General features: G+C 73.5%; 24 protein-coding genes. 5 read left to right on the forward strand and 19 right to left on the reverse strand.

Going from position 1 to position 23,263, the window contains the following annotated elements:
• Positions 1-954 carry a tyrosine recombinase XerC gene (locus tag QRN56_RS16705; protein WP_285105109.1) on the reverse strand — a complete coding sequence of 318 codons (954 nt, stop codon included), beginning with the start codon at positions 952-954 and terminating at the stop codon, positions 1-3.
• A 152-nt stretch (positions 955-1,106) separates the two neighbouring features.
• Here QRN56_RS16705 and QRN56_RS16710 point away from each other — a divergent pair, with 152 nt between their 5' ends.
• On the forward strand, positions 1,107-2,066 hold the full coding sequence (locus QRN56_RS16710; RefSeq protein WP_285105111.1) for a quinone oxidoreductase family protein: 960 nt from the start codon (positions 1,107-1,109) through the stop codon (positions 2,064-2,066).
• 111 nt (positions 2,067-2,177) lie between these two features.
• On the opposite strand, the gene dprA is transcribed toward QRN56_RS16710, so the two are convergent.
• From dprA to ftsY, 17 genes are all read right to left on the reverse strand, one after another.
• On the reverse strand, positions 2,178-3,464 hold the full coding sequence (dprA, locus tag QRN56_RS16715) for a DNA-processing protein DprA (protein ID WP_285105114.1): 1,287 nt from the start codon (positions 3,462-3,464) through the stop codon (positions 2,178-2,180).
• Positions 3,457-5,004, reverse strand: coding sequence for a YifB family Mg chelatase-like AAA ATPase (locus tag QRN56_RS16720; RefSeq protein WP_285105118.1), 1,548 nt, complete (start codon positions 5,002-5,004; stop codon positions 3,457-3,459). The genes dprA and QRN56_RS16720 overlap by 8 nt, the downstream gene beginning before the upstream one ends.
• Positions 5,004-5,450: a YraN family protein gene (locus tag QRN56_RS16725; RefSeq protein ID WP_285105121.1), complete on the reverse strand. Its 447-nt coding sequence runs from the start codon at positions 5,448-5,450 to the stop codon at positions 5,004-5,006. Before QRN56_RS16725 ends, QRN56_RS16720 begins: the two co-directional genes overlap by 1 nt.
• Positions 5,451-5,617: 167 nt before the next feature.
• Positions 5,618-5,917 (reverse strand): DUF2469 domain-containing protein, encoded by a 300-nt coding sequence (locus QRN56_RS16730; protein ID WP_020016858.1) that lies wholly within the window; start codon positions 5,915-5,917, stop codon positions 5,618-5,620.
• A 7-nt stretch (positions 5,918-5,924) separates the two neighbouring features.
• Complete coding sequence (rnhB, locus tag QRN56_RS16735; protein ID WP_285105123.1) at positions 5,925-6,614, reverse strand: ribonuclease HII; 690 nt, start codon at positions 6,612-6,614, stop codon at positions 5,925-5,927.
• A gap of 3 nt (positions 6,615-6,617) precedes the next feature.
• Complete coding sequence (gene lepB / locus QRN56_RS16740; protein ID WP_350224582.1) at positions 6,618-7,286, reverse strand: signal peptidase I; 669 nt, start codon at positions 7,284-7,286, stop codon at positions 6,618-6,620.
• A 317-nt stretch (positions 7,287-7,603) separates the two neighbouring features.
• Positions 7,604-7,951, reverse strand: coding sequence for a 50S ribosomal protein L19 (rplS, locus tag QRN56_RS16745; RefSeq protein ID WP_182614504.1), 348 nt, complete (start codon positions 7,949-7,951; stop codon positions 7,604-7,606).
• A gap of 238 nt (positions 7,952-8,189) precedes the next feature.
• Positions 8,190-8,978 (reverse strand): tRNA (guanosine(37)-N1)-methyltransferase TrmD, encoded by a 789-nt coding sequence (gene trmD, locus QRN56_RS16750; RefSeq protein WP_285105312.1) that lies wholly within the window; start codon positions 8,976-8,978, stop codon positions 8,190-8,192.
• Position 8,979: 1 nt separating this feature from the next.
• On the reverse strand, positions 8,980-9,546 hold the full coding sequence (gene rimM / locus QRN56_RS16755; RefSeq protein ID WP_285105128.1) for a ribosome maturation factor RimM: 567 nt from the start codon (positions 9,544-9,546) through the stop codon (positions 8,980-8,982).
• A gap of 79 nt (positions 9,547-9,625) precedes the next feature.
• Positions 9,626-9,865, reverse strand: a complete 240-nt coding sequence (locus QRN56_RS16760; protein ID WP_020016864.1) for an RNA-binding protein — start codon at positions 9,863-9,865, stop codon at positions 9,626-9,628.
• Entirely contained in the window at positions 9,865-10,290 is a 426-nt protein-coding gene (gene rpsP / locus QRN56_RS16765) for a 30S ribosomal protein S16 (protein WP_285105130.1), read from the reverse strand. The genes QRN56_RS16760 and rpsP overlap by 1 nt, the downstream gene beginning before the upstream one ends.
• Positions 10,291-10,468: 178 nt before the next feature.
• On the reverse strand, positions 10,469-11,590 hold the full coding sequence (locus QRN56_RS16770; protein ID WP_285105132.1) for an amidohydrolase family protein: 1,122 nt from the start codon (positions 11,588-11,590) through the stop codon (positions 10,469-10,471).
• Between the two features lie 157 nt (positions 11,591-11,747).
• Positions 11,748-13,388 (reverse strand): signal recognition particle protein, encoded by a 1,641-nt coding sequence (gene ffh / locus QRN56_RS16775; RefSeq protein WP_285105135.1) that lies wholly within the window; start codon positions 13,386-13,388, stop codon positions 11,748-11,750.
• A 34-nt stretch (positions 13,389-13,422) separates the two neighbouring features.
• A complete protein-coding gene (locus tag QRN56_RS16780; RefSeq protein ID WP_285105136.1) occupies positions 13,423-15,228 on the reverse strand; it encodes a [protein-PII] uridylyltransferase family protein in 1,806 nt (601 codons plus the stop codon).
• A gap of 21 nt (positions 15,229-15,249) precedes the next feature.
• Entirely contained in the window at positions 15,250-15,588 is a 339-nt protein-coding gene (locus tag QRN56_RS16785) for a P-II family nitrogen regulator (protein WP_182614497.1), read from the reverse strand.
• Positions 15,589-15,630: 42 nt separating this feature from the next.
• Positions 15,631-16,929: an ammonium transporter gene (locus QRN56_RS16790; RefSeq protein ID WP_285105138.1), complete on the reverse strand. Its 1,299-nt coding sequence runs from the start codon at positions 16,927-16,929 to the stop codon at positions 15,631-15,633.
• A 290-nt stretch (positions 16,930-17,219) separates the two neighbouring features.
• On the reverse strand, positions 17,220-18,395 hold the full coding sequence (ftsY, locus tag QRN56_RS16795; RefSeq protein WP_285105139.1) for a signal recognition particle-docking protein FtsY: 1,176 nt from the start codon (positions 18,393-18,395) through the stop codon (positions 17,220-17,222).
• Between the two features lie 192 nt (positions 18,396-18,587).
• On the opposite strand from ftsY, the gene QRN56_RS16800 reads away from it, so the two are divergent.
• Genes QRN56_RS16800 through QRN56_RS16815 form a run of 4 tightly spaced genes read left to right on the forward strand, consistent with a single transcriptional unit; the run spans position 18,588 to position 22,526 of the window.
• Positions 18,588-19,637 (forward strand): ABC transporter substrate-binding protein, encoded by a 1,050-nt coding sequence (locus QRN56_RS16800; RefSeq protein WP_285105141.1) that lies wholly within the window; start codon positions 18,588-18,590, stop codon positions 19,635-19,637.
• Positions 19,634-20,653, forward strand: coding sequence for a FecCD family ABC transporter permease (locus tag QRN56_RS16805; protein WP_285105142.1), 1,020 nt, complete (start codon positions 19,634-19,636; stop codon positions 20,651-20,653). Before QRN56_RS16800 ends, QRN56_RS16805 begins: the two co-directional genes overlap by 4 nt.
• Positions 20,650-21,717: a FecCD family ABC transporter permease gene (locus QRN56_RS16810; RefSeq protein WP_285105144.1), complete on the forward strand. Its 1,068-nt coding sequence runs from the start codon at positions 20,650-20,652 to the stop codon at positions 21,715-21,717. Before QRN56_RS16805 ends, QRN56_RS16810 begins: the two co-directional genes overlap by 4 nt.
• Positions 21,717-22,526 (forward strand): ABC transporter ATP-binding protein, encoded by an 810-nt coding sequence (locus QRN56_RS16815; RefSeq protein ID WP_285105145.1) that lies wholly within the window; start codon positions 21,717-21,719, stop codon positions 22,524-22,526. The genes QRN56_RS16810 and QRN56_RS16815 overlap by 1 nt, the downstream gene beginning before the upstream one ends.
• 23 nt (positions 22,527-22,549) lie before the next feature.
• Here QRN56_RS16815 and QRN56_RS16820 read toward each other — a convergent pair whose 3' ends face one another.
• The gene (locus QRN56_RS16820; RefSeq protein ID WP_285105146.1) at positions 22,550-23,029 is read right to left on the reverse strand and encodes a hypothetical protein; all 480 of its coding nucleotides are present in this window, start codon (positions 23,027-23,029) and stop codon (positions 22,550-22,552) included.
• Positions 23,030-23,263: the final 234 nt, after the last annotated feature.

Below are 23,263 nucleotides of genomic sequence, written 5' to 3' on the forward strand. Positions count from 1 at the left end.
TCAGGCGCGCGGGAACGCCTGGGCGTAGACACTGCGCAGCCGCTCCGCGTCCACGTGGGTGTAGCGCTGGGTGGTCGCGAGGTTGGCGTGACCCAGTACCTCCTGCACGGCACGCAGGTCGGAGCCGCCCTGCAGCAGGTGCGTCGCGGCGGAGTGGCGCAGCGCGTGCGGGGCGACGTCGTCGACGCCGGCCTGGGCGGCGAGCCGGTGCACGGCCTCGCGCACCTGGCGCTGGCCCCAGCGTCCGCCGCGCTCCCCCACGAGGAAGGCGTCGCCGGTGGCGGCGGTCATGAACGCGGGCCGGCCGTCGGTCAGCCAGGCGTCGACGGACCGCGCGGCCGGGATGCCGAACGGGACGACCCGCTCCTTGCCGCCCTTGCCGAGCACCCGCACGAGCCGGTCCCGCGCGTCCACGTGTCCCACGTCGACCGACACCAGCTCGCCCACGCGGATCCCCGCGCCGTACAGCAGCTCCGCGGCGACCCACGACCGCAGGGCCGCCGGCCGGGAGGCCTCGTCGGCCTCGTCCGCGGCGGCCCTGGCGCCGTCCAGCAGGCGGCCGGCCGCGTCCACGTCGAGCACCGTGGGCAGCGTGCGCGGCACCTTGGGGCTCGCGAGCCGCGCCGAAGGGTCGACGGGAACGAGACCGGCGCGGTGCGCCCAGCGCAGGAACGCCCGGGCCGAGGCGCCGCGGCGGGCGAGCGTGGCGCGCGCGAGCCCGCGGTCGGACTGGGACGCGAGCCACCCACGCAGCAGCGTCAGGTCGATCTCGTCGAGGCTCGTGCTCCCGTGCCGCATCGCGTACCGCAGCAGGTCGGTCACGTCCGCCACGTAGGCACGCCGCGTGTGGGCGGAGTGCCCGCGCTGCGCGTGGAGGTAGCTGGCGAAGCGGGACACGGCGTCGGACAACTGCTCGGGCAGCCGAGGCAAGCCGGACAGGTCGGTAAGGTCCACGTTTGCCAGTGTGCAGCCGGACCGCCACGGGGTGAAGCAGGCGCGCCGCCGTTGCGCGGCCCGGGTGCGTCGCCCGGTGTGTCGCCGCCTCGGGTCGCTCTGCCACACTGGCCGGTCGGACAGTGCAGCCGGACGAGTGCAGGAGGACCGCGATGATGCGTGCCGTACAGGTGACCGAGTTCGGTGGCCCCGAGATGCTCAGGACCGTCGAGGTGCCGGAGCCGACCGCGGGGCCGGGGCAGGTGCTGATCGAGGTGTCGCGCATCGGCATCAACTACGCCGACACGCACCAGGTCGAGAACTCCTACCAGACGCCGACCACGCTGCCGTTCGTCCCCGGGAGCGAGGTCGTCGGGCACACGCCGGACGGACGGCGGGTCGCCGCACTGCTGACCGGCGGGGGCGGGTACGCCGAACGGGCCGTGGCCGACGCCGCCATGACCTTTCCCGTGCCCGACGACGTCGACGACCTCACCGCGCTGTCCATGCTGGTGCAGGGCACGACCGCCTGGGTCCTGCTGCGCAAGAGCGCACACCTCGAACCGGGCGAGTCCGTGGTGGTGCACGCGGCCGCGGGCGGCGTCGGTACGATCGCCGTGCAGCTGGCCAAGGCCTGGGGCGCCGGCCGGGTCATCGCCACGGCGAGCACGACCGACAAGCGCATGCTGACCCTCGGCCTCGGCGCGGATGTCGCCGTCGACTCCCGCGCGGACGACATGAGGACGGCGCTGCTCGACGCCAACGGAGGGCGCGTCGACATCGTGCTCGACATGGTCGGCGGCACCACGACCGACCAGAGCCTGGCAGCGCTCGCGCCCTTCGGCCGGCTCGTCTTCTACGGCATGGCGGGCCGGGAGCAGCCCAGGCCCGTCGAGCTGCGCAACCTGCTCGGCCACAGCAGCACGGTCGCGGGCATGTGGCTGCCGCACGTCTTCCGGCTGCCCGGCAACCTCTACGCCCGGGCGCTGTCCGAGCTGTTCGATCTCGCCCGGAGCGGCGAGATCCGCGCTGTCGCGGGCGGCGAGCACCCGCTGTCCGACGCCCGCGGCGCGCACGAGGCCCTGCGCTCACGTGGCACCGTCGGCAAGCTCCTGCTCGACCCGACCGCCTGACTGGCCGCCCGGAGTCGCTGGGGCCGCCGGCCCGGCCCAGGCAGCCCGGCCCAGGCAGCCCGGCCAGGCGGCCCGGCCAGGCGGCCCCGCAGGCGGTCCGACGCACCTGGGTCACCGCCTGCGCCAGCCCCCGTCCCGCTGCTCGGCCAGCCCCATCAGCTCCAGCAGCCCGAGCGCCCCGGTCGTGTCGGCGAGCGCGAGCCCGGCGGTGCGGGCGATCGACCGCTCGTGGGCCGGCTTGCGCACCGGTAGGGCGTCCAGCACCGCCTTGCCCGCCGCGTCGAGGTCGTCGCCCGGCCGCGTCTCGCCCTGCCGTCGCGGCGCGGTCTCGCCGAGGTCCCCGACGAGCTCGGCGGCCTCGGCGGCGTCCGTGACGCAGACGGCCGCGCCGCGGCGCAGCAGCTCGTGGCAGCCGCTGGAGGCCATGGACGTGACCGGCCCCGGCACCGCCCCGAGCGGACGCAGCAGCGACACAGCGTGGTTGGCCGTGGACAGCGCGCCGGAGCGCAGGGCCGCCTCGACCACCACCGTTCCCGCCGTGAACGCGGCGATCAGGCGGTTGCGCTTGAGGAACCGCTGCTTGCCCGGCACGGAGCCCGGCGGCACCTCGCTCACCACGGCGCCCTGCGCGGCGGTCCGCCGCAGCAGGTCGGTGTTGCTCGCAGGGTAGAGCCGATCGACCCCGCCCGCGAGGAACGCCACCGTCCGTGCCCCGGAGACCAGGGCTCCTCGGTGCGCCTCCGCGTCGATCCCGTGGGCGCCGCCGGAGACCACGGTGAACCCGCGGTCGGCCAGCCCGCACGCCAGGTCCCGCGTCACGCGGACGCCGTAACCGGTGCAGGCACGCGAGCCCACCAGCGACACGGAGCGCGCCGCCAGCCCGGCCAGGTCGGGATCACCCCGCACCCAGAGCGCCAGCGGTGCGGTGGAGCCGAGCCCCGCGAACGACGTGGGCCAGCCCGGGTGGTCCGGCGTCAGGAAGGTGCCGCCGTACCGGTCGAGCACGACGAGCTCGCCCTCGGGATCGAGCCGGTCGAGCCGGGGTGCCCAGCGCCGCACGGCGGCGACGACCAGCCCGGCGGCGCGCGTCCCGGACGTGTCCGGCCCTTCGGCGACCGCCCCGAGCACGTGGCCGGGGGCATCGGCGCGACCACCCGGACCCTGGACCGCAACCGGCATCCCGCCGATCCGCCGGAGGACGTCGCCGGCCCGGTCGGGCGCCCGGGCAGCGTCAAGCAGCCAGTCGAGCGCGTCCACAGGGCCGAGGTGCTCCACCAGCGCGCCCGCCACCGGGTCTCCCGGCTCGGCGATGCGGCTCCACGCGGCCCGCGCCAGCACCGGGTCGGCCGGGTCGAACCGGAGCCGCGCACGGGGCTGCTCGAAGAGTGGCTCAGCCACGGTCGCCTCCCGTGCGCAGCAGCAGCGCGTTCCCGACGTCGGACACGGTGGGCGCGTCCCGCCCGGCGAGGTCGGCGATGGTCCAGGCGATCCGTAGGACCCGGTCCACCCCGCGCAGGCTCAGCTTCCCGTCGGTCATCGCCCGCTCGATCGGCGTGAGCAGGCCGGGGTGCGGCCGGAGCAGGTCACGCAGGAACCGCCCCGGCATCTCGGCGTTGGTGGACCAGGGTGTGTCGGCCAGCCGGGCGCGGGCGGCCTGCCGCGCGGCGAGCACCCGGGCGGCCACGACGGACGTCGGCTCGGACGTGCCCTCCACGCGCTCGACCCGGTCCACCGGCTGCACCTCGACCTGCACGTCCACCCGGTCCAGCAGCGGCCCGGAGAGCCGTGCGAAGTAGCGGCGCCGTGTGGTCGGCGAGCACGAGCAGTCCAAGCCCTTGCCGATGGCCAGCCCGCAGGGGCACGGGTTGGCGGCCAGGACGAGCTGGAACCGCGCCGGGTAGCGCGCCGAGCCGCCCGACCGGTGGATCACCAGCTCGCCCTGCTCCAGCGGCTGCCGGAGCGTCTCCAGCACCCGGGCGCCGAACTCGGGGGCCTCGTCCAGGAACAGGATCCCGCGGTGCGCCAGCGAGACGGCCCCCGGTCGCGGGATGCCGGACCCGCCGCCCACCACCGCCGCCTGGGTCGCGGTGTGGTGCGGGTCCTCGTACGGGGGCCGGCGGATCAGACCCCTGCCCGGGTCGAACGTGCCGGCCACGGAGTGCACCGCGGTGACCTCGACGGCCTCGCGGTCGGTCAGGTCGGGCAGGATGCCCGGCAGCCGGGAGGCCAGCATCGTCTTGCCGGCACCCGGCGGTCCGACGAGCAGCAGGTGGTGCCCGCCGGCGGCCGCGACCTCCAGCGCCCTGCGCGGTTGCTCCTGCCCCACGACGTCGGCCAGGTCGCCGGGCAGCCGCGCCGAGAGCGCCGAGCGGACCGGCCGCACCGCGACGACCTCGCGCACCAGCTCCGGCGGGCCGCCGTGCAGCGCCACCACCTCGGCCAGACTCGCGGCACCGACGACCCGGGCCCCCGGGACCAGCCGTGCCTCGTCGGCGTCACCGGCCGCCACCACGACGTCCGGATAGCCCGCGTCCACGGCCGCGGCGACGGTCGGCAGCACCCCGCGGACCGGCTGGATGCGCCCGTCGAGGCCGAGCTCGCCCAGGTGCACCACACGGTCCAGGCCGGGCCGGCGCATTCCCGGGGACGCCGGCCCGTCGGTGCCCGCGAGGATCGCCACCGCGATCGCCAGGTCGTACGCGCTGCCCTGCTTGCGCAGCGACGCGGGCGACAGGTTCACGGTGATCTTCTTGACCGGCCACGGCAGCCCCGTGGACGTCACCGCGGCCCGCACCCGGTCGCGGGACTCGCTCAGCGCGGTGTCGGGCAGCCCCACCAGCGTGAATCCCGGGACGGACGCCGCCAGGTGCGCCTGCACCTCCACCACGTGCCCCCGCATCCCGACGAGCGACACCGCCCGCGTGGTCGCGATCCCCATCACGCCACCGACTCGAGGTGCTCGACGACGGCAGGCCCCTGCCGCTGCAGCGTCACCGCGACCACGTCGATGCGGATCGAGCCGAAGCGGGTACGCACATCGGGCAGCACCGGTACCGGACTGTCCGGTGTCGCCTCCTCCTGCAGCCGCGCCGCGGCGAGGCGGTCATCGGCGAGCCGTTCCCGGAAGACGGTGAGCCACTGCCCCGTCAGCCGCTTGATCCGGGTCAGCTTGCGTGGCGTGACCGCCTCCGCCGGATGCCCGTACCCCAGGCCCGACCTGGTCTTGACCTCCACCACCACGAGCACGTCGCCGTCGAGCGCGACGATGTCGAGCTCGCCCTCCGTGCCGCGCCAGTTGGTGTCGAGCACCTGCCAGCCGCGCGCCTCCACGTGCCGCACCGCGACCCGCTCGCCGTACCGGCCCACGCCGTCCTTCTTCGCCATCGCGTCCACCTCCGTGACCAGCCTTGGTCACGCAGGGGCCGTCCGACGGCGTCCGCGGGGTCACCTGTGCACGGATCGATGATCCACAGGGTCGGCGTCGCGCTCGAACCGCTGGAACCTCGTCATGAGGGTCTGTGCCACCCCACGGGAAATCTCCGCGGGAAGCGTCAGAGCGCGAGCTCGGCCTTGGCCAGCTCCTCGACGTTCACGTCCTTGAACGTCACCACGCGCACCGACTTCACGAACCGCGCCGAGCGGTAGACGTCCCACACCCAGGCGTCGCCGAGCCTCAGCTCGAAGTACACCTCGCCCGCCGCGGACCGCACCTGCAGGTCCACCTGGTTGGCGAGGTAGAACCGGCGTTCGGTCTCCACCACATAGGCGAACAGGCCCACCACGTCGCGGTACTCGCGATAGAGCGCTAGCTCCATCTCCGTCTCGTAGTTCTCGAGGTCTTCAGCGCTCACAGCGACATCATCCCACCGACGCCGCAGTTCCGGGCAGGTTCCAGGATCTGCGGTGGTGTGGCGTCGGCCCGTGCAGCCCGAGGGCGTCCATGTGGGCCTTCGCGCTGTAGCCCTTGTTCTGGTCCCACGCGTACTCCGGGTGCCGCTGCGCCAGCTCGACGAGGATCGCGTCGCGCTCCACCTTGGCCAGCACGCTCGCCGCCGCCACGGACGTGCAGCTCATGTCGGCCTTGATCAGCGTCCGCACGGCGGGCTCCGGCACGTCGTCCTCGGGGGCGTCCGCCGCGGCGAACAGGTCGAGCGCGGGCGTGGAGAGCCAGTTGTGCTTGCCGTCCAGCACGACGACGTCGACGTCGCCGCACACCTGGCGCACCTGGGCCAGCGCGCGCCGGCCCGCCATCCGGAGCGCGGCGATGATCCCGTGCTCGTCGATCTCGGCCGGGCCCGCGTGCCCCACACCCCACGCGACGGCCCAGCGCCGCACGGCGGGCGCGATGGCCTCGCGCGCGCCGGGCGTGAGCAGCTTCGAGTCGGCGACGCCCTTGGGACCGGTGCGCGTCGCCGCGTCGACCACGACGACGCCCACGCTGACGGGACCCGCGAGGGCCCCGCGCCCCACCTCGTCCATACCCGCGACGAGACGAGCGCCCGAGGCGAGGAGCGCCCTCTCCTGCCGCAGCGTGGGCACCTTGCGCACCGCCTACTTCTCCGCGGGAGGCGCGTCCGGGACGCCGCTGAAGACGTCGCTCGGGTTGCTGTGCCAGTTCAGGCGGTCCAGCGGCCAGACGGTCGCGAACGCCGTGCCCACCACGTTGTCGATCGGCACGAACCCGCCGCCCGGCTTGCCGCGGTTGTAGCGCGAGTCCTGCGAGTTCTGCCGGTTGTCGCCCATGACCCAGAGCATGTCGTCAGGCACGGTGACCTCGAACGGGTCCTGGCTGGGGATCGATCCCGGCTTGATGTACGTCTCGTCGATCGGGGTGCCGTTCACCGACACCCGGCCCTCGGCGTCGCAGCAGACCACCGTGTCGCCGGGCAGGCCGATCAGGCGCTTGATGAGGTGGTCGCCGCTGTCCTGCGGCAGCAGGCCGACCGTCGTCAGGAACCCCACGGCGGCATTGCCCAATGGCCCACGGTCCGGAGCCGGGTACGGCGGCAGCCAGTCGCCCGGGTCCACGAAGACGACGATGTCCCCGTGCTCCAGGTCGAACGGGCCGGGCGTCAGCCGCGAGGCCATGACCCGGTCCCCCCTGGTCAGGGTGTCCTCCATGGAGGCGCTCGGGATGTAGAACGGCTGCACCAGCAGCGTCTTGATCAGCCACGACAGGACCAGCGCGCTGACGACGATGATCCCGACTTCCCTGAGCATCGCGAGGACGCCCGACTGCTGCCGGCGCGGCTCACGACCGTGCGCGGCTCCACCCTGACGATGCGCGCCGCTGTTTCCCCACGGATCCTCTGCGCTCAAGGGCGTCCCATCGATAGGGGTGGGCGGTGCCACCCGGTCGAAACTCGTCACGAGCCTAACTCTGTCACCTTGGAGTGCCCCCGGCGAAATGGTCGGGCGGGCGAACATCAAGCCTGCCGGATATCCGCACAGACCGGACCTCATACAACACCGGCCGCCGCCCTCGGAAGTGGAGGACGACGGCCGGTGTCAGTGCAGCGCCGGGGCGCTCAGAACGCTCAGTTCTCGCGCTTCTCGCGGATCTTCGCCTTCTTGCCGCGCAGCTCGCGCAGGTAGTACAGCTTGGCGCGGCGGACGTCACCGCGGGTGACGACCTCGACGGACTCGATGGTCGGCGCGTGCAGCGGGAACTTGCGCTCCACGCCCACACCGAAGCTGACCTTGCGGACCGCGAACGTCTCGCCGATGCCGCCGCCGTGGCGGGAGATGACGACGCCCTGGAACGCCTGGACGCGGGAGCGGTTGCCCTCGACGACCTTGACGTTGACCTTGACGGTGTCACCGGCACGGAAGTCCGGGATGTCGGACCGCAGCTGGGCTGCGTCGATGATGTCGAGCTTCTGCATCGTTCTCTCCGGGCCTGCCACAGGTCAGGCGCGAATCTCGTGGGCCCTGCCCCGGCCGGACGGCCGTCAGGGTCCCGAAAGGGTGTGGATGGCGGTGCGGCTTGACCCGGTCGGGGGCGGTTGCCCGCCCCGGTCGTCCCCTGTGGCAGAGACCTGACCGGCGACGCACCAACGGCTTATTCTGCCATACGGAGCCGCCGAACGGTGCCCGAGCAGGTGTGACGTCACGCCCCCGGGCTCAGCCCCGCACCAACCCGTCGCCGTCCGGCCCCGGCACCCAGCCCAGCTCCGCGAGCAGCTTCAGGTCGTGCTTGTCCAGCCCCGCGACGTCCAGGGCCTCGATCATGTCCGGCCGCCGCGCCGCCGTCCGCTCCAGTGCCTGGTCCCGGCGCCAGCGCTCGATCTTCGCGTGGTGCCCCGACAGCAGCACCTCGGGGATCTCGAGGTCCGCCCACGACGGCGGCTTCGTGTACACGGGGTACTCCAGCAGCCCCGCGGCCCCGTGCGACTCCTCGACCAGCGAGTCCGGGTTGCCGACCATGCCGGGGATCAGCCGGGCCACGGCCTCGATCATGACGAGCGAGGCCACCTCGCCGCCGTTGAGCACGTAGTCGCCGATCGACAGCTCGTGCACGGTGACGCCGGCGGACCGGTAGTGCTCGGCCACGCGCGCGTCGATGCCCTCGTAGCGCCCGCAGGCGAACACGAGCTGCTCGGCCGACGCGAGGCTCTCGGCGTGCCGCTGGGTGAACACCTCGCCCGACGGCGTGGGCACGATCAGGTGCGCGCGCGCCGTGCCGGCGCCCAGGACGTCGTCGATCGCCTGACCCCACACGTCCGGGCGCATGACCATGCCCGCTCCCCCGCCGAACGGCGTGTCGTCGACGGTGCGGTGCCGGTCGGTGGTCCAGTCACGCAGGTCGTGCACGCGCAGGTCCAGCAGGCCGCGCTGGCGCGCCTTGCCCACGAGCGACAGGTCCAGCACGGACAGGTAGTCCGGGAAGATCGAGACGACGTCGACGCGCACGTCAGTCGTCCTCACGCTCGACATCGTCGGCACGGTCGACGACGGCGGCGTCCGCGTCGCGGGCCAGCAGCCCGCCGGGCGGGGTGAGCACCACGCGGCCGCCCGCGACGTCGACCACCGGCACGATGGCCAGGACGAACGGCACCAGCGTGCGGGCCGTGCCGCCGTCGGGCAGCGACTCCTCGATGAGCAGCGCCTCGTGGGCCGGCTGGTACTCCAGCGTGATCACCTTGCCGACCACCGTGCCGTCGGCGAGCTCGACCCGCAGGCCCGCGAGCTCGTGCGGGTACCAGGCGTCCTCCTCGTCGGAGACGTCCGCCTCGACGACGAGCTCGGTGCCGCGCAGCTCCTCCGCCGCGTTCCGGTCGGCGACCTCGGCGAACGTGACCAGCCACCGCCCCTGGTGCTCGCGCGCCCGCGTCACGGTGAGCGGCCCGGCGTCGGCCGGGACGGTCTCGAGCCGCTCGCCGATCGCGAGCCGGGTCTCCGGATCGTCCGTGCGCAGGTCGAGGGCCACCTCGCCCTTGAGCCCGTGCGCCTTGCCGACGCGAGCCACGGTCAGCTGCATGTCTCTCCTCGAAGAATGAAAGAGCGAGGCCCGGTCCGCGTTCGGACCGGGCCTCGTCGTCGTGCTGGGTGCTGAAGGTTCAGCGCCGGTCGACGTCCACGACGTCGACCCGCACCGGGCCCTCGGTGGCGAGCGCACCGATCACGGTGCGCAGGGCGCGCGCCGTGCGACCACCGCGACCGATGACTCGGCCGAGGTCGTCGGGGTGCACGCGGACCTCGAGCAGGTCACCACGGCGGAGCGTCTTCGCGGACACGCGGACGTCGTCCGGGTTGTCCACGATGCCGCGCACCAGGTGCTCGAGGGCCTCCGAGAGCATCAGGCCTCGTCGCCCTCGGCCGGCGCAGCCGGAGCCTCGGCGGCGGCAGCAGCAGCCTTCTCGGCGGCCTTGGCCTTGGCCTTCTCGGCGTCAGCGTTCACGGCCTCGATGGCGGAGGAGGCGTCGGCCTTCTCGCCCTTGACGCGCAGGGTGCCCTCGGCGCCCGGCAGGCCCTTGAACTTCTGCCAGTCACCGGTCACCTTGAGCAGAGCGGCGACCTGCTCGGTCGGCTGCGCGCCGACACCGAGCCAGTACTGCGCGCGCTCCGACTTGATCTCGATGAGCGACGGCTCCTCGGTCGGGTGGTACTTGCCGATCTCCTCGATCACGCGACCGTCGCGCTTGGTGCGCGAGTCGGCGATGACGACACGGTAGTACGGGGCCCGGATCTTGCCGAGGCGCTTGAGACGAATCTTGACAGCCACGAAGTGGTCTCTCCTGGTTCTGATGGGATGGTCCGAGCACCGCGACGTGGGGTGAAGCAGTGTGTGGGACCGGGACACGGCCTGACCAGGTGAGAGGGGTCCGGGCACGCCGAGTACGTGGATATTGTGCCAGACGGCGCGCGGCCCCACCAACCACGGGTGCGTCACACGGCCGCGGTCAGCGAGCGGTCGGGTAGACCGTGCCCCGCAGCACGACGGCGGTGGGGTGCCGGAGCACCTCGATGTCCTCGCGCGGGTCCGCCGGGTAGACCACGAGGTCCGCGCTGGACCCCTCCACCACGGCCCCGAAGCCCAGGTAGTCACGGGCGCGCCAGGACGCCATCGCCACGACCTCCGCCGCGGGGATGCCCGCCGCGACCAGCTCGGCGCACTCGTCGGCGATGCGGCCGTGCGAGATGGTCCCGCCCGCGTCGGTGCCGACCAGGAGCTGTACGCCGGCCTCGTGCAGGTCGCGGACCTGCTGGTACCGGCGCGCGTACATGGCCCGCATCCGCTCCGCGTAGACCGGGTACTTGCCGTCGGCCTGCGCCGCGATGCTCTCGAACTGCCCGATCTGCAGCAGCGTGGGCGTGACCGCGACACCCCGCTCGGCCGCCACCGCCATGTGCTCGGCCGTCATGCCGGTGCCGTGCTCGATGCAGTCCACCCCGGCCGCCAGCAGGCCGTCGATCGTCTCTTCCCCGAAGGCGTGCACGGTCACCCGGGCCGCCTCGGCGTGCGCCACGGCGACGGCCTGGCGCAGCACGTCGTCGGGCCACAGGGGCCGCAGGTCGCCGTCGGCCCCGAGCGTGCGGTCGATCCAGTCCCCCACGAGCTTGACCCAGCCGTCGCCGCGCCGGGCCTGCGTGCGCACCTCGTCCGGGAGCAGCTCCGGCGACTCCAGCTCCAGCCCGTAGTCGCGCAGGTAGCGCTTGGGTCGCGCCAGGTGCATGCCCGCCCGCAGCAGGTGCGGCAGGTCGCCGCGCTGGTGCACCCACGCGGTGTCCAGCGGCGAGCCGGCGTCGCGGATCAGCAGCACGCCGGAGTCGCGGTCCGCCACCGCCTGCTTCTCGGCCTCCTCCGGGGACACGGCGCCCTCGGCCGCGAGCCCGATGTGGCAGTGCACGTCGACCAGGCCGGGCAGCGCCCAGCCCTCCAGCACCCGCATGTTGGTGCCCTGCGCCGACGGCCGGGTCAGGCTGACGCGGCCGCCGCGGACCCACAGCTCCTCGGCCTCACGGTCGTCACCGAGCAGGATGCGCCCACGGATCGCCGCGGTCGGACCTTCCAGCGCAGACATGCGGCTCCTTCGCTCTCCCCGTCACCCTGTGGACCTGTCCCCTGCCACGCCTCGGGCACCCTGCCCGCCCCGGCGTCGTCGCCGGCCTCAGCCCTCAACCCCCTGCCGGCACCAGCAGCCGGCACCGCGGTCCGGCCACCGGCCGGACCGCTCCGTCTCACCGGCCCAGGAACTTCTCCAGGCCCGGCGGCAGCTCGATGTTGTTCAGGTCCGGCGCCTCGTCGCTCGGCTTCGGGCCCACCCCGAAGGCCGACCCGGCGGGTGCGGCCGGCTTGGCGGCCGGGCCTCCGCCCAGGGCGCGCTGCATGGCGTCCTTCTCCTGCTGGGCGCGCTTGGCCGGGTTCCCGGACTTGCCCTTCTTGCCCTTCTTGGGCGGCTGGGTCTTGCCCCGCGACTTCTTGCCCATGCCCATGCCGGGGCCGCCGGGCATGGCGGGCATCCCGCCCGGCCCCATGCCGCCGCCCTTGGCCATCTGGCGCATCATCTTCTGGGCGTTGTCGAACCGCTCCAGGAGCTGGTTGATGGCCGTGGTCGTGGTGCCGGCGCCCTTGGCGATGCGGGCGCGGCGCGAGCCGTTGATGATCTTCGGGTTGTCGCGCTCCGCCGGCGTCATCGAGTGGATGATCGCCTCGATGCGACCCACCTCACGCTCGTCGAACTGGTCGAGCTGGTCGCGCATCTGGGCCATGCCCGGCAGCATGCCGAGCATCTTCTTCATCGAGCCCATGTTCTTCAGCTGCTGCATCTGCACCAGGAAGTCCGCGAGCGTGAAGTCCTGGCCGCTGGCGAGCTTGCCCGCCATCTTCTCGGCCTGCTCGGCGTCGAACGTCTTCTCCGCCTGCTCGATCAGGGTGAGCACGTCACCCATGTCGAGGATGCGGCTCGCCATGCGGTCGGGGTGGAAGACCTCGAAGTCCGTCAGCTTCTCGCCGGTGGACGCGAACATGATGGGCCGGCCGGTCACCTTGGCGACCGAGAGGGCGGCACCACCGCGGGCGTCGCCGTCCAGCTTCGAGAGCACCACACCGGTGAAGTCGACGCCGTCGGCGAAGGCCTTGGCGGTGTTCACCGCGTCCTGGCCGATCATCGCGTCGATGACGAACAGGACCTCGTCCGGGTCGACCGCGGCACGGATGTCCGCGGCCTGCTTCATCAGCACCTCGTCGATGCCGAGGCGGCCCGCGGTGTCCACGATCACGACGTCGTGCTGGCGCTCCCTGGCGTACGCGACACCGTCGCGCGCGACGCCGACCGGGTCGCCGATCAGGGGCGCGTCGGCCGCCGGGTCGTCGGCCTCGGAGGTGTTGCCCGGGTGCGGCGCGAACACCGGCACGCCGGCACGCTCGGCCACCACGGAGAGCTGCGTCACCGCGTTGGGGCGCTGCAGGTCGGCGGCGACCAGCAGGGGCGTGTGGCCCTGGCCCTTGAGCGCGTGCGCAAGCTTGCCCGCCAGCGTGGTCTTACCGGCACCCTGCAGACCCGCGAGCATGATCACCGTGGGCGGCGTCTTGGCCAGCGTCAGTGGGCGCGTGGCCCCGCCGAGGATGTCGACGAGCTCCTCGTTGACGATCTTGACGACCTGCTGGGCGGGGTTCAGCGCACCGGAGACCTCGGACGACAGCGCGCGCTCGCGCACCGCCGCGGTGAACTCGCGCACCACGGGCACCGCGACGTCCGCGTCGAGCAGGGCGCGGCGGATCTCCCGCACGGTCGCGTCGATGTCCGCCTCGGAGAGACGGCCCCGCGTGCGCAGGTTCTTGAACGTCGAGGTAAGCCGGTCGGACAGGGAGTTGAACACGGACACAGCCTAATGGAGTCCTGTCGCCAGGGGTTCATCCGGGCAGCAGGGCCCGGGCCCGTTCGGTGAGCCCGTCCACGAGCTGCGAGCGCCAGCCCGTCCACGCCTTGGGCCCCAGGGACGTGGTGTCCGCCTCGGTCAGCGAGCGCAGCACGTCGAGGAGGTCCCGCCGGTGGTCGACGGCCGCCAGCAGGGTCGCCAGCGTGGCGGGGTCGTCGGGGTCGGCACGGGTGGCCAGGTCGGCGAGCGTGAGGTGGTGGCGCACGAGCCGGGTGACGTCGTCGACCACGTCGGGGGCGAAGCCCGCGCGGGTCAGGATGCCCGGGACCAGCCGGGCCCCCTCGACCGAGTGGTCGGCCGCGCCGCGCACCTTGCCGATGTCGTGCAGGAGCGCGGCCAGCAGCAGGAGGTCACCGGAGCGCTGCCCCGCGACGGTCGAGGGGTCGGGCAGCCGACGTCGCAGCCGGGCCGCCACGGCGGCCGTCTCGACGAGGTGCCGGTCCACGGTGTGCCGGTGGATCGCCGCGCGCTGGGGCCGGTTGCGCACGTCGGCCCACTCGGGGATCCAGGAGGTGACGACCCCGGCGAGGTCGAGCGCCTCCCAGACCGGCACCTGGGCCTGCCCGGCGGCGAGCAGCGCGAGCAGGCTCTCGCGTGCGGCCGGGGGCCAGGGTTCGGGCAGGGGCGGCGACTTCTCCAGGCTCCGGATCGTCACCGGGGAGAGCACGAGCCCGGTCCGCGCGGCGGTCGCCGCGGCGCGCAGGGGCAGCAGCGGGTCCGACGCCGGACGGGTGCCGACGCCGAGCACGAGCTCGCCGTCGTGCTCGACCAGGCCGTCGCCCACGGAGCGCAGGCGGGGCGGCGTGCGCCGTCCGCGCACCATGATCGGCTTGCCCACGCCGACGGGCCGGGACAGTGCCTGGCGGGCGTGGCGGATGGTGGTGTCGAGCGCGTAGGAGATCACGCGGCCGGACTCGGCGAGGCTGGCCAGCAGCTCGTCGCCGTCGTCGTACCCGGTGCGTTCGGCGACGTCCTCGAGGTCGGCCAGCAGGAGGCGGCTGCTGCGCCGCCGGGTGACCACCTGGAGGGTGTCGCGCACGTCGAGCAGGTGCGTGTAGGCGGTGTCCACCGCCCCGTGGGGGCGGTCGGTGAGCCAGGTGGCGGCGAGCGCGGAGAGCAGCACGGCGTCCCGCATGCCGCCGCGGGCCTCCTTGAGGTCCGGCTCGATGAGGTAGGCGAGCTCGCCCGCTCGCTGTGCCCGGTCACGGGTGGACGAGATGAGCTCGGGCAGGCGGCGGCGCGCCGCGGCGCGCCAGTCGGTCAGCACGGCCGACGCCGCGCGGTGGACGAGCACGGCGTCGCCGGCCACCGCGCGCACGCTCAGCCAGCCGATCACCGCCGGGAGGTCGCTCGCCGCGACCTGCCGGGACTGGCTCAGGGACCGCACCGCGTGGTCGATGTCCACGCCCGAGTCCCACAGCGGGTACCAGAGCTTCTCGGCCACGCGCCGCAGCTCGTCGGGGCCGTGCGTGCGGCCGTCGTGCACGAGCACGAGGTCGAGGTCGCTGAGCGGGCCGAGCTCGCCCCGGCCCAGGCTGCCGACGGCCGCCAGGGCGATGCCCGCTGGGTCGACGTCCTTCGTCGCCTCGGCGAACAGGTCGCCGAGGCGTTCGGTGACCCGCTGTCCGACGGCGGACCGCCGGGCCAGGCCGGACCTGCCCGGACCGGTGAGGCCCGTGGCGATGGAGAGGAGCTCATCGCGGAGGCCCCGCACCCCGACCGGGGGGTGCGGGGCCTCCGCCTGCTCCCGGGTGCCCTCGGGCACCGGGTCACTTGTCATGCGTCGTCAGGCACTCCCGGATCAGAGCGCGGCGTCGCCGTGCTCGCCGGTGCGCACCCGGGCCACGTCCTCGACCGGCACGACCCACACCTTGCCGTCGCCGATCTTGCCGGTCTGGGCCGCCCCGACGATCGCGTCGGTCACCGCCGTGACGTCCTCGTCCGTGACGAGCACCTCGATGCGGACCTTCGGCACCAGGTCCACGGTGTACTCGGCACCGCGGTAGACCTCGGTGTGACCCTTCTGTCGGCCGTAACCGCTGGCCTCGCTCACGGTCATACCGCGCACCCCCGCACCCTCCAACGCCGTCTTCACGTCGTCGAGGCGGTGGGGCTGGATGACACCCGTGACAAGCTTCATGCGCTGCCTCCTAAGCAGTCGGGTTGCTGCACCGTAGTACGGTCAGCGCACCTCGGTGATGGTGGAACCGGAGTTCTCGTACGCCGTCTCGCCGTGGACCGCCAGGTCGATACCGCTGACCTCGGCCTCCTCGGAGACGCGCCAGCCCAGGGTCGCCTTGAGCGCCAGCCCGATGATGTACGTCAGCACGAAGCTGTACACCACGGCCACCAGTGCGGCGACGATCTGGGTGAGCAGCTGCGTGACGCCGCCACCGTAGAAGAGGCCGTTGAGCGAGCCCTCGAAGTAGAACGAGTCGTAGCGGCCGTTCGTGGCGAAGAACCCGATCAGGATGGTGCCGACCAGGCCACCGACGAGGTGCACGCCGACCACGTCGAGCGAGTCGTCGTAGCCGAACTTGTACTTGAGGCCCACGGCGAGCGAGCACAGGACACCGGCGACGAGGCCGATGACGATGGCGCCCCACGAGTCCACCGTGCCGGCGGCCGGGGTGATCGCGACCAGGCCGGCGACGACACCGGAGGCGGCACCCAGCGAGGTGGCGGAGCCGTCACGGAACTTCTCGGTGGTCATCCAGGCGAGCATCGCGACGGCCGTGGCGACCAGCGTGTTGACCCAGGCGCGACCTGCGGTGCCGTCCGCGGCGAGCTCGGAGCCCGCGTTGAAGCCGAACCAGCCGAACCACAGGAGACCGGCGCCGAGCATGACGAACGGCAGGTTGTGCGGACGCATGGCCTCGGTGCCGAAGCCCTTGCGCTTGCCGATCACGAGGGCCAGGGCCAGGGCCGCGGCACCCGCGTTGATGTGGACGACGGTGCCACCGGCGAAGTCGATCGGCAGCGAGAGGGCCGAGGCGAGCCAGCCGTCGGCGCCGAACATGCCGCCACCCCAGACCCAGTGGGCCAGCGGCGCGTAGACGACGGTGACCCAGATGGCGCTGAAGACGATCCAGGTGCCGAACTTGACGCGGTCGGCGATCGCGCCGGAGATGAGGGCCACCGTGATGATGGCGAACGTGGCCTGGAACCCGGCGAACACGAGGGCCGGGATGCCCATCGCGGTCGTGGGGCTCGCGGCGTTGTCCACCGTGAGGCCGATCAGACCGGCCGGGTTGCCGATGAAGCCGCCGAGGTCGGGGCCGAAGGCCAGACCGTAGCCGTAGACGACCCAGATGAGCCCGGCGACGCCGATCGAGGCGAAGCTCATCATCATCATGTTGAGGACACTCTTGCCCCGCACCATGCCGCCGTAGAAGAACGCCAGACCCGGCGTCATCAGCAGCACGAGCGAGGAGGCGGTGATCAGCCAGGCGGTGTTGCCCGTATCGAGCTCGAATTCCATCGCGGAAAATGCCTCTCTCCCCGGACCGGTCCTGGTGACTCGGCCCACCGCGACTAACCGTCGCGGGATACCGTTACGCGGGGCCCGCATCGAGGTTACGGATGCGTGACGCAGGCGGGGAGCATGTAAACGTCTTATTTCGAGTCCCACTTGGGCGAATTTTCCGACCCAACCGTGATCGCCCGGTTATTTCGTGGCTATCCGCTCGTAACTTGGCGCTTACACGTACTTCTCACATGGTGGACGGCGACCATTGCCGTGCCATTCCCGGGGGTATTCCTGACCCGAGGTCAGCCCAGGATCCCGTCCACGAACTCCTCGACGTCGAACGGCGCCAGGTCGTCCGGACCCTCGCCCAGGCCGATGAGCTTGACCGGCACGCCGAGCTCCCGCTGCACCTGGACCACGATGCCGCCCTTGGCGGTCCCGTCGAGCTTCGTCAGGACGATGCCGGTCACGCCGGCGACCTCCGCGAAGACCCGCGCCTGGGAGAGCCCGTTCTGCCCGGTGGTCGCGTCCAGCACCAGCAGCACCTCGCTCGGCGCGGCGACCTTGCTGGCCACGCGCACGATCTTGCCGAGCTCGTCCATGAGGCCGGCCTTGTTCTGCAGGCGCCCCGCCGTGTCCACGAGCACGACGTCCGTCTTCTCGTCGCGTCCGCGTGCGACCGCCTCGAAGGCCACCGACGCCGGGTCGGCGCCCTCGCGGTCCGAGCGCACCGTCTCCACGCCCACCCGGTTGCCCCAGGTGGTGAGCTGGTCCGCCGCGGCGGCGCGGAACGTGTCGGCGGCGCCGAGCACCACGCTGCGGCCGTCCGCCACCAGCACGCGGGCCAGCTTGCCGACCGTCGTGGTCTTGCCCGTACCGTTCACGCCCACCACGAGGGTCACCGCGGGCAGGTGCGTGCCGTCCTCGGCGGTGGTCGGCTCGGTGCGCAGCGTGCGGTCCAGCTCGGGCTGCAGGAGCGTCACGAGCTCGGAGCGCAGCAGGTCGCGCACCGCCGCCGGCTCCCGCACGCCCAGCACGCGGACCTTGGTCCGCAGCGCGTCGAGCAGCTCCGTGGTGGGGCCGGCGCCGACGTCCGCGAGGAGCAGCTCCTCCTCGATCTCGTCCCAGTCGTTCTCCGTGAGCGAGTCCCGGGACAGGACCGAGAGCAGCCGGGCGCCGAGCGGCGAGCCGGACCGCGCGAGCCGGTCGCGCAGCCGCACCAGGCGGCCCGCGGTCGGGGCGGGACGTTCCAGGACGGGCGCGGCCTGCGGTGCCGCCGCCTCAGGCTCCGTCGCGGGTTCGGCGGTGGCCGGCTCCGCCGTGGCGGACGGCGCCGTCGTGGGCTCGGCCGTCGTCGCGGCGTCGTCCTGGTCCTGGGTACGCCTGCGCCGTCGGGCGACCAGGACGCCGGCGAGGCCGCCACCACCCGCGAGGACGACGACGGCGGAGATGATCTCGATCCAGGGAAGCTCGTTCACGCCCCAGATTCTTTCATCTCGCGGAGGCCGCCGTGGGAGCCCGGGAGCCCGGCGCGGCCGTCAGGCGGAGTTAGGGTCCCCTAATCTCCGCGTGTAGTGTGACCTCGCCGAGAGAGCCCGAGCGCGACGACCGCGCCGCCTCAGACCCGCGGCCGTGCAGCATCCTTCGTCCGAGAACCCTGAGGAACAACCATGCCCCGCGCAGTCTTCGCGTCCGTCGCCGCCGTCGTCCTGGGCGCCACCCTGCTCACCGGCTGCGGTGCGACCGCCGAGTCCGGCACCGGCGACAACAAGTCCAACGTCGCCACCGGCCAGGAGGGGTTCGACGACGTCCGGGAGCTCGCGGCCCAGCTCGGCACCGACGCCGCCCCCGGCGAGTTCCCGCGCACCGTGCGCAACCTCGTGGCCAACGAGGAGGTGGGCGAGACCGAGATCCCGGCGAAGCCCGAGCGCGTGATCGTGCTCGACACCGGTGAGCTCGACAACATGATCTCCCTCGGCATCGAGCCGGTCGGCATCGCCCACCCCGCGGACGCGGCGATGGCACCCGACTACCTGGACGTCGGCGACGCCGTGGACCTCGGCGCCTACGACGCCCTGGACCTGGAGCAGATCAAGAACCTCGAGCCCGACCTGATCCTCGGCACGTCGCTGCGGATCGACGACGACGGCCTCAAGAGCAAGCTCCAGGACATCGCGCCGACCGTGCTGTCGCCGCGCCCCGGCGTGCTGTGGAAGGAGAACTTCCTGCTCAACGCCGCAGCCGTGGGCGAGGAGGAGCGCGCCCAGGAGCTGCTGGACGCCTACGAACAGCGTGCCGACGAGGTGGGTGCCGAGGTCGTGGAGGCGAACGGCGGCGAGGCCCCGACCGTCTCCATGCTGCGGTTCATGGCCGGGCAGATCCGCCTGTACGCCAACGACTCGTTCGTCGGCATCATCCTCGCCGACGCCGGCCTGCCCCGGCCCGAGACCGAGGACATCGCCGACCTCGCCGTCGAGATCTCCGCGGAGGAGATCACCCTCGCCGAGGGCGACTGGCTGCTCTGGGGCACCTACGGGAAGCCCGACGCCACCGAGCAGGCGGCGGTCGTCGACGGCCCCCTGTGGGACCAGGTGCCCGCGGTCGCGGACGGCGGCGTCGTCCGCGAGGTGCCGGACGAGACGTGGTACCTGGGTCTGGGCGTGACGGGGGCCGGGCTGGTGCTCGACGACCTGGAGACCATCGCCGCCGACCAGCGGTGAGCACGTCCCGAACCACGACGCGCAGCGGGACCGCGGTCACCGCGATCCTGCTGACCGCGCTCGTGCTGCTCGTCGTCGCGGCGCTGGCCGGCATCACGGTGGGTGCCCGCGTGCTCTCGCCGGCCGAGACGGTCGCGGGGCTCCTGGGCCACGACGGCGTCGCCGCGACCGTCATCTGGGAGCTGCGGCTGCCCCGGACCCTGCTCGGCCTGCTCGTCGGCGTCGCCCTCGGAGTGGCCGGGGTGCTCGCGCAGGCGGTCACCCGCAACCCGCTGGCCGACCCGGGCCTGCTCGGGATCTCCGCCGGCGGCGCCGTCGCGGTGGTCGCCGGCAGCGTGTTCCTCGGCCTCGGCGCGGGCACGCCCCGCGTGCTGCTCGCCCTCGCGGGCGCGGCGCTGGCGACGGCCGCCGTGTACCTGTTCGCGAGCCGGTCGCCCGAAGGGCTCACCCCCGTGAACATGACCCTGGCCGGGATGGCCATGACGGCCTTCCTCGGCGCCGCCGTCTCGGCGACCGTGCTGCTCAGCGCCTCGACGATGGACCAGTACCGGTTCTGGGTGGTGGGGTCGCTGAACCTGCCCGACCCCGCCGTGCTGCTGCCGGCCCTCGTGCCGGCCGTGGTCGGCGGAGTCCTGGCGGTGGTCGTCTCCGGGTCGCTCAACGCGCTCGCCCTCGGCGACGACACGGCGGCGGCGCTCGGCGTCCCCGTGGTGCGGACCCGGCTGCTGGCGGGGGTGGCCGTGGTGCTGCTGTCGGGCACCGCGGTGGCGCTGGCCGGCCCGATCGCCTTCGTCGGCCTGGTCATCCCGCACGTCGCCAGGGCCCTGGTCGGCACCGACGTGCGCCGGGTGCTCGCGCTCTCGGCGGTGCTGGGGCCGCTGCTGCTGGTCACGGCCGACGTCGTCGGCCGGCTCGTGGCGCGTCCGGCGGAGGTCCAGGTGGGCGTGGTCACGGCGCTGCTCGGCACGCCCTTCTTCATCTGGCTGACGCGACGCGCAAAGGAGCGTGCCCGATGACCGCCGCGACCCGTACCGGCACAGCCACCAACCCTGTGCGCCGCCTGCTGCCCCGCCCCCGGCCGCGCGGGCGGGTGGTCGCCGCCGTGCTGGGGGCCCTGCTGGTCCTGCTGCTCGTGTCCGTGCTCGCCCTGAGCCTGGGCGACCAGGCCACGGCGCCCGCCGCCCTGTGGCAGGCGCTGCGCGGGCACGGACCGGAGAACACGGTCTACGCCGTGCACGAGGTCCGGCTCCCCCGCGTGGTCCTCGCGCTGGCCGTCGGCGCAGCCTTCGGCGTGGCCGGCGGGCTGAGCCAGAGCGTGCTGCGCAACCCGCTGGCCAGCCCCGACGTGCTGGGCATCAGCGCGGGCGCCTCGGTCGCGGTGGTGGGCGTCATCGCCGTCGGTTCCCTGGGCGGCCCGGTGGGCATCGTGCCGATCCCCGTCGCCGCCCTCGCGGGCGGCCTCGCCGCGGCGGGGCTGATCGCGCTGCTCGCCCGCGACGGCGCCCTGCGGGGTCGCCGCATCCTGCTGGTCGGCATCGCGCTGTCCGCCGCGCTGACCGCCCTGACGCAGTTCCTGCTGACCCGCATCGACGTCTACGACGCGCAGCGCTCCGCGGCCTGGCTCACCGGCAGCCTCAACGCGCGCGGCTGGGGCGAGGCGACGCCCGTCCTGGTGGGGCTGGCCGTGCTGCTGCCCGCGGCGCTCGTGCTGGCCCGCACCAACCGCGCGCTGCTGTTCGAGGACGAGGTCGTGGCCGGCTGGGGCGTGCGCCCGGGCCGGGCCCGCGCCGCCCTGCTGGTGATCGCGGTGTGCCTCGCGGCGCTCGCCACGTCGGCCGCCGGACCCGTCGCCTTCGTGGCCCTGGTCGCCGGGCAGGTGGCGCGCCGGGTGGCCGGCGTGCCCGACATCCCGCCGGTCCTGGCGGGGGCGGCCGGCGCCGTGCTCGTGCTGGTCGCGGACACCGTGGCGCGCACGGCGCTGCCCGCACAGCTCCCCGTCGGCGTCCTGACCGGTCTGGTCGGCGCGCCCTACCTGCTGTACCTGCTGCAGCGCCGCCGCTCGACGAGAGGGACCCCCTGATGCCCATCACCGCCACGTCCGCGGCCCGCCTGCGGGCGGATGCCGTCACGCTGGGCTACGGCGACCGGACCGTCGTGCGGGAGCTCTCGCTCGACGTCCCCGACCAGCAGGTGACCGTCGTCGTGGGCCCCAACGCCTGTGGCAAGTCCACCCTGCTGCGCGGCCTCGCCCGCCTCGTGCCGACCACCGGCGGCTCCGTGCTGCTGGACGGCAAGGCCATCTCCGAGCGCCCCACCCGGGAGGTGGCGCGCGTCCTGGGCATGCTGCCCCAGTCGCCCGTGCCGCCCGAGGGGATCACCGTGCGCGACCTGGTCTCCCGGGGGCGCCACCCGCACCAGAGCTGGTGGCACCAGTGGGGCGAGGGCGACACCGAGGCCGTCGAGGGCGCGCTGCGCGCCACGGGCACCGCCGAGCTCGCCGCGCGCGACGTCGACGAGCTGTCCGGCGGGCAGCGCCAGCGGGCCTGGATCGCGATGGCCGTGGCGCAGGAGACCGACCTGCTCCTGCTGGACGAGCCGACCACGTACCTCGACATGGCCCACCAGCTCGATGTCCTGGAGCTGGTCGCCGCGCTCAACCGGGACCACCGCAGGACGGTCGTCATGGTGCTGCACGACCTCAACCTCGCCTGCCGCTACGCGCACCACATCGTGGCCATGCGCGACGGCGAGATCGTCGCCGAGGGCCCGCCCGGCGAGGTGGTGACCCCGGAGCTGCTGCGCGAGGTGTTCTCCGTCGAGGCGACGATCCTCACCGACCCGCGCACCGGGACGCCCGTGATCGTGCCGCACCGCACCGTGCAGGACTGAGGGGCCGCGGCCCCCGGACGCGCCTAGCTCGCGGCCTGGGCCGGGCCCGGGTCGGCGGCCGGCGGCTCCTGCGCGACCTTCTGCTGCGTGACCCTCTGCGCGGAGCGGACCGGCCGCACCGCCCGCAGCTGGCCGGGCACGAGGTTAGCCGGCTTGAGCGGCACGGTGCCCAGCGGCACGTGCAGCGTCTTCTGCGCCTGGTCCCGCGCGCGGTTCAGGACGTCGGTCAGCTCCTCGGCGTCGACGTAGCCCGGCTTGGACTCGATCGTCGCGGCGAAGAACTCGGACATGCCCATGTCCACGGGCGAGGTGTCCGGCTTGACCACGCGCGGCTTGCCGACCCACACGGACGGCGCGCCCACGGCATGGGTCGCGACGGCGGACGCGCCATGACGGCGACCGTCCTTGCGCCGCTGGGCGTCACCGCGCAGGCGAGCGAGGCCCGAACGGAACCATTGAAGGAACGAGAACTCCTCGGTGTTGCTGCTCGAGGGCGCGTCCATCTGACTGGCGACGACGAAGACACCAACGGCCAACACCAAGCACACCACGAGCAGAATGACCGACCACCACATGGGCCTATTGTGTCGTGTCTTGTCCGGTCCCGCCGCGCGGACGGCCGCGACACGCCGTGTGACACGCGCCGTTCCGCCAGGAGAAATCCCTCACACCTGGAGGTTCCCGGCGTCGAGGTGCGAAAAATCACCCTCTACGCCGGGATGCCGCCAAGCGGCAGC

It is taken from the genome of Promicromonospora sp. MEB111, assembly GCF_030209445.1.
GTDB lineage: Bacteria > Actinomycetota > Actinomycetes > Actinomycetales > Cellulomonadaceae > Promicromonospora.

Bases quoted from the DNA above. Each gene is read 5' to 3' on its own strand.
- QRN56_RS16710 (WP_285105111.1), top strand. From the start codon at position 1,107: ATGATGCGTGCCGTACAGGTGACCGAGTTCGGTGGCCCCGAGATGCTC.
- QRN56_RS16720 (WP_285105118.1), bottom strand. From the start codon at position 5,004: ATGGGGATCGCGACCACGCGGGCGGTGTCGCTCGTCGGGATGCGGGGG.
- QRN56_RS16725 (WP_285105121.1), bottom strand. From the start codon at position 5,450: ATGGCGAAGAAGGACGGCGTGGGCCGGTACGGCGAGCGGGTCGCGGTG.
- lepB (WP_350224582.1), bottom strand. From the start codon at position 7,286: ATGCTCAGGGAAGTCGGGATCATCGTCGTCAGCGCGCTGGTCCTGTCG.
- rplS (WP_182614504.1), bottom strand. From the start codon at position 7,951: ATGCAGAAGCTCGACATCATCGACGCAGCCCAGCTGCGGTCCGACATC.
- rimM (WP_285105128.1), bottom strand. From the start codon at position 9,546: ATGCAGCTGACCGTGGCTCGCGTCGGCAAGGCGCACGGGCTCAAGGGC.
- QRN56_RS16760 (WP_020016864.1), bottom strand. From the start codon at position 9,865: ATGCTCTCGGAGGCCCTCGAGCACCTGGTGCGCGGCATCGTGGACAAC.
- QRN56_RS16770 (WP_285105132.1), bottom strand. From the start codon at position 11,590: ATGTCTGCGCTGGAAGGTCCGACCGCGGCGATCCGTGGGCGCATCCTG.
- QRN56_RS16780 (WP_285105136.1), bottom strand. From the start codon at position 15,228: ATGACAAGTGACCCGGTGCCCGAGGGCACCCGGGAGCAGGCGGAGGCC.
- QRN56_RS16785 (WP_182614497.1), bottom strand. From the start codon at position 15,588: ATGAAGCTTGTCACGGGTGTCATCCAGCCCCACCGCCTCGACGACGTG.
- QRN56_RS16790 (WP_285105138.1), bottom strand. From the start codon at position 16,929: ATGGAATTCGAGCTCGATACGGGCAACACCGCCTGGCTGATCACCGCC.
- QRN56_RS16800 (WP_285105141.1), top strand. From the start codon at position 18,588: ATGCCCCGCGCAGTCTTCGCGTCCGTCGCCGCCGTCGTCCTGGGCGCC.
- QRN56_RS16810 (WP_285105144.1), top strand. From the start codon at position 20,650: ATGACCGCCGCGACCCGTACCGGCACAGCCACCAACCCTGTGCGCCGC.
- QRN56_RS16815 (WP_285105145.1), top strand. From the start codon at position 21,717: ATGCCCATCACCGCCACGTCCGCGGCCCGCCTGCGGGCGGATGCCGTC.
- QRN56_RS16820 (WP_285105146.1), bottom strand. From the start codon at position 23,029: ATGGACGCGCCCTCGAGCAGCAACACCGAGGAGTTCTCGTTCCTTCAA.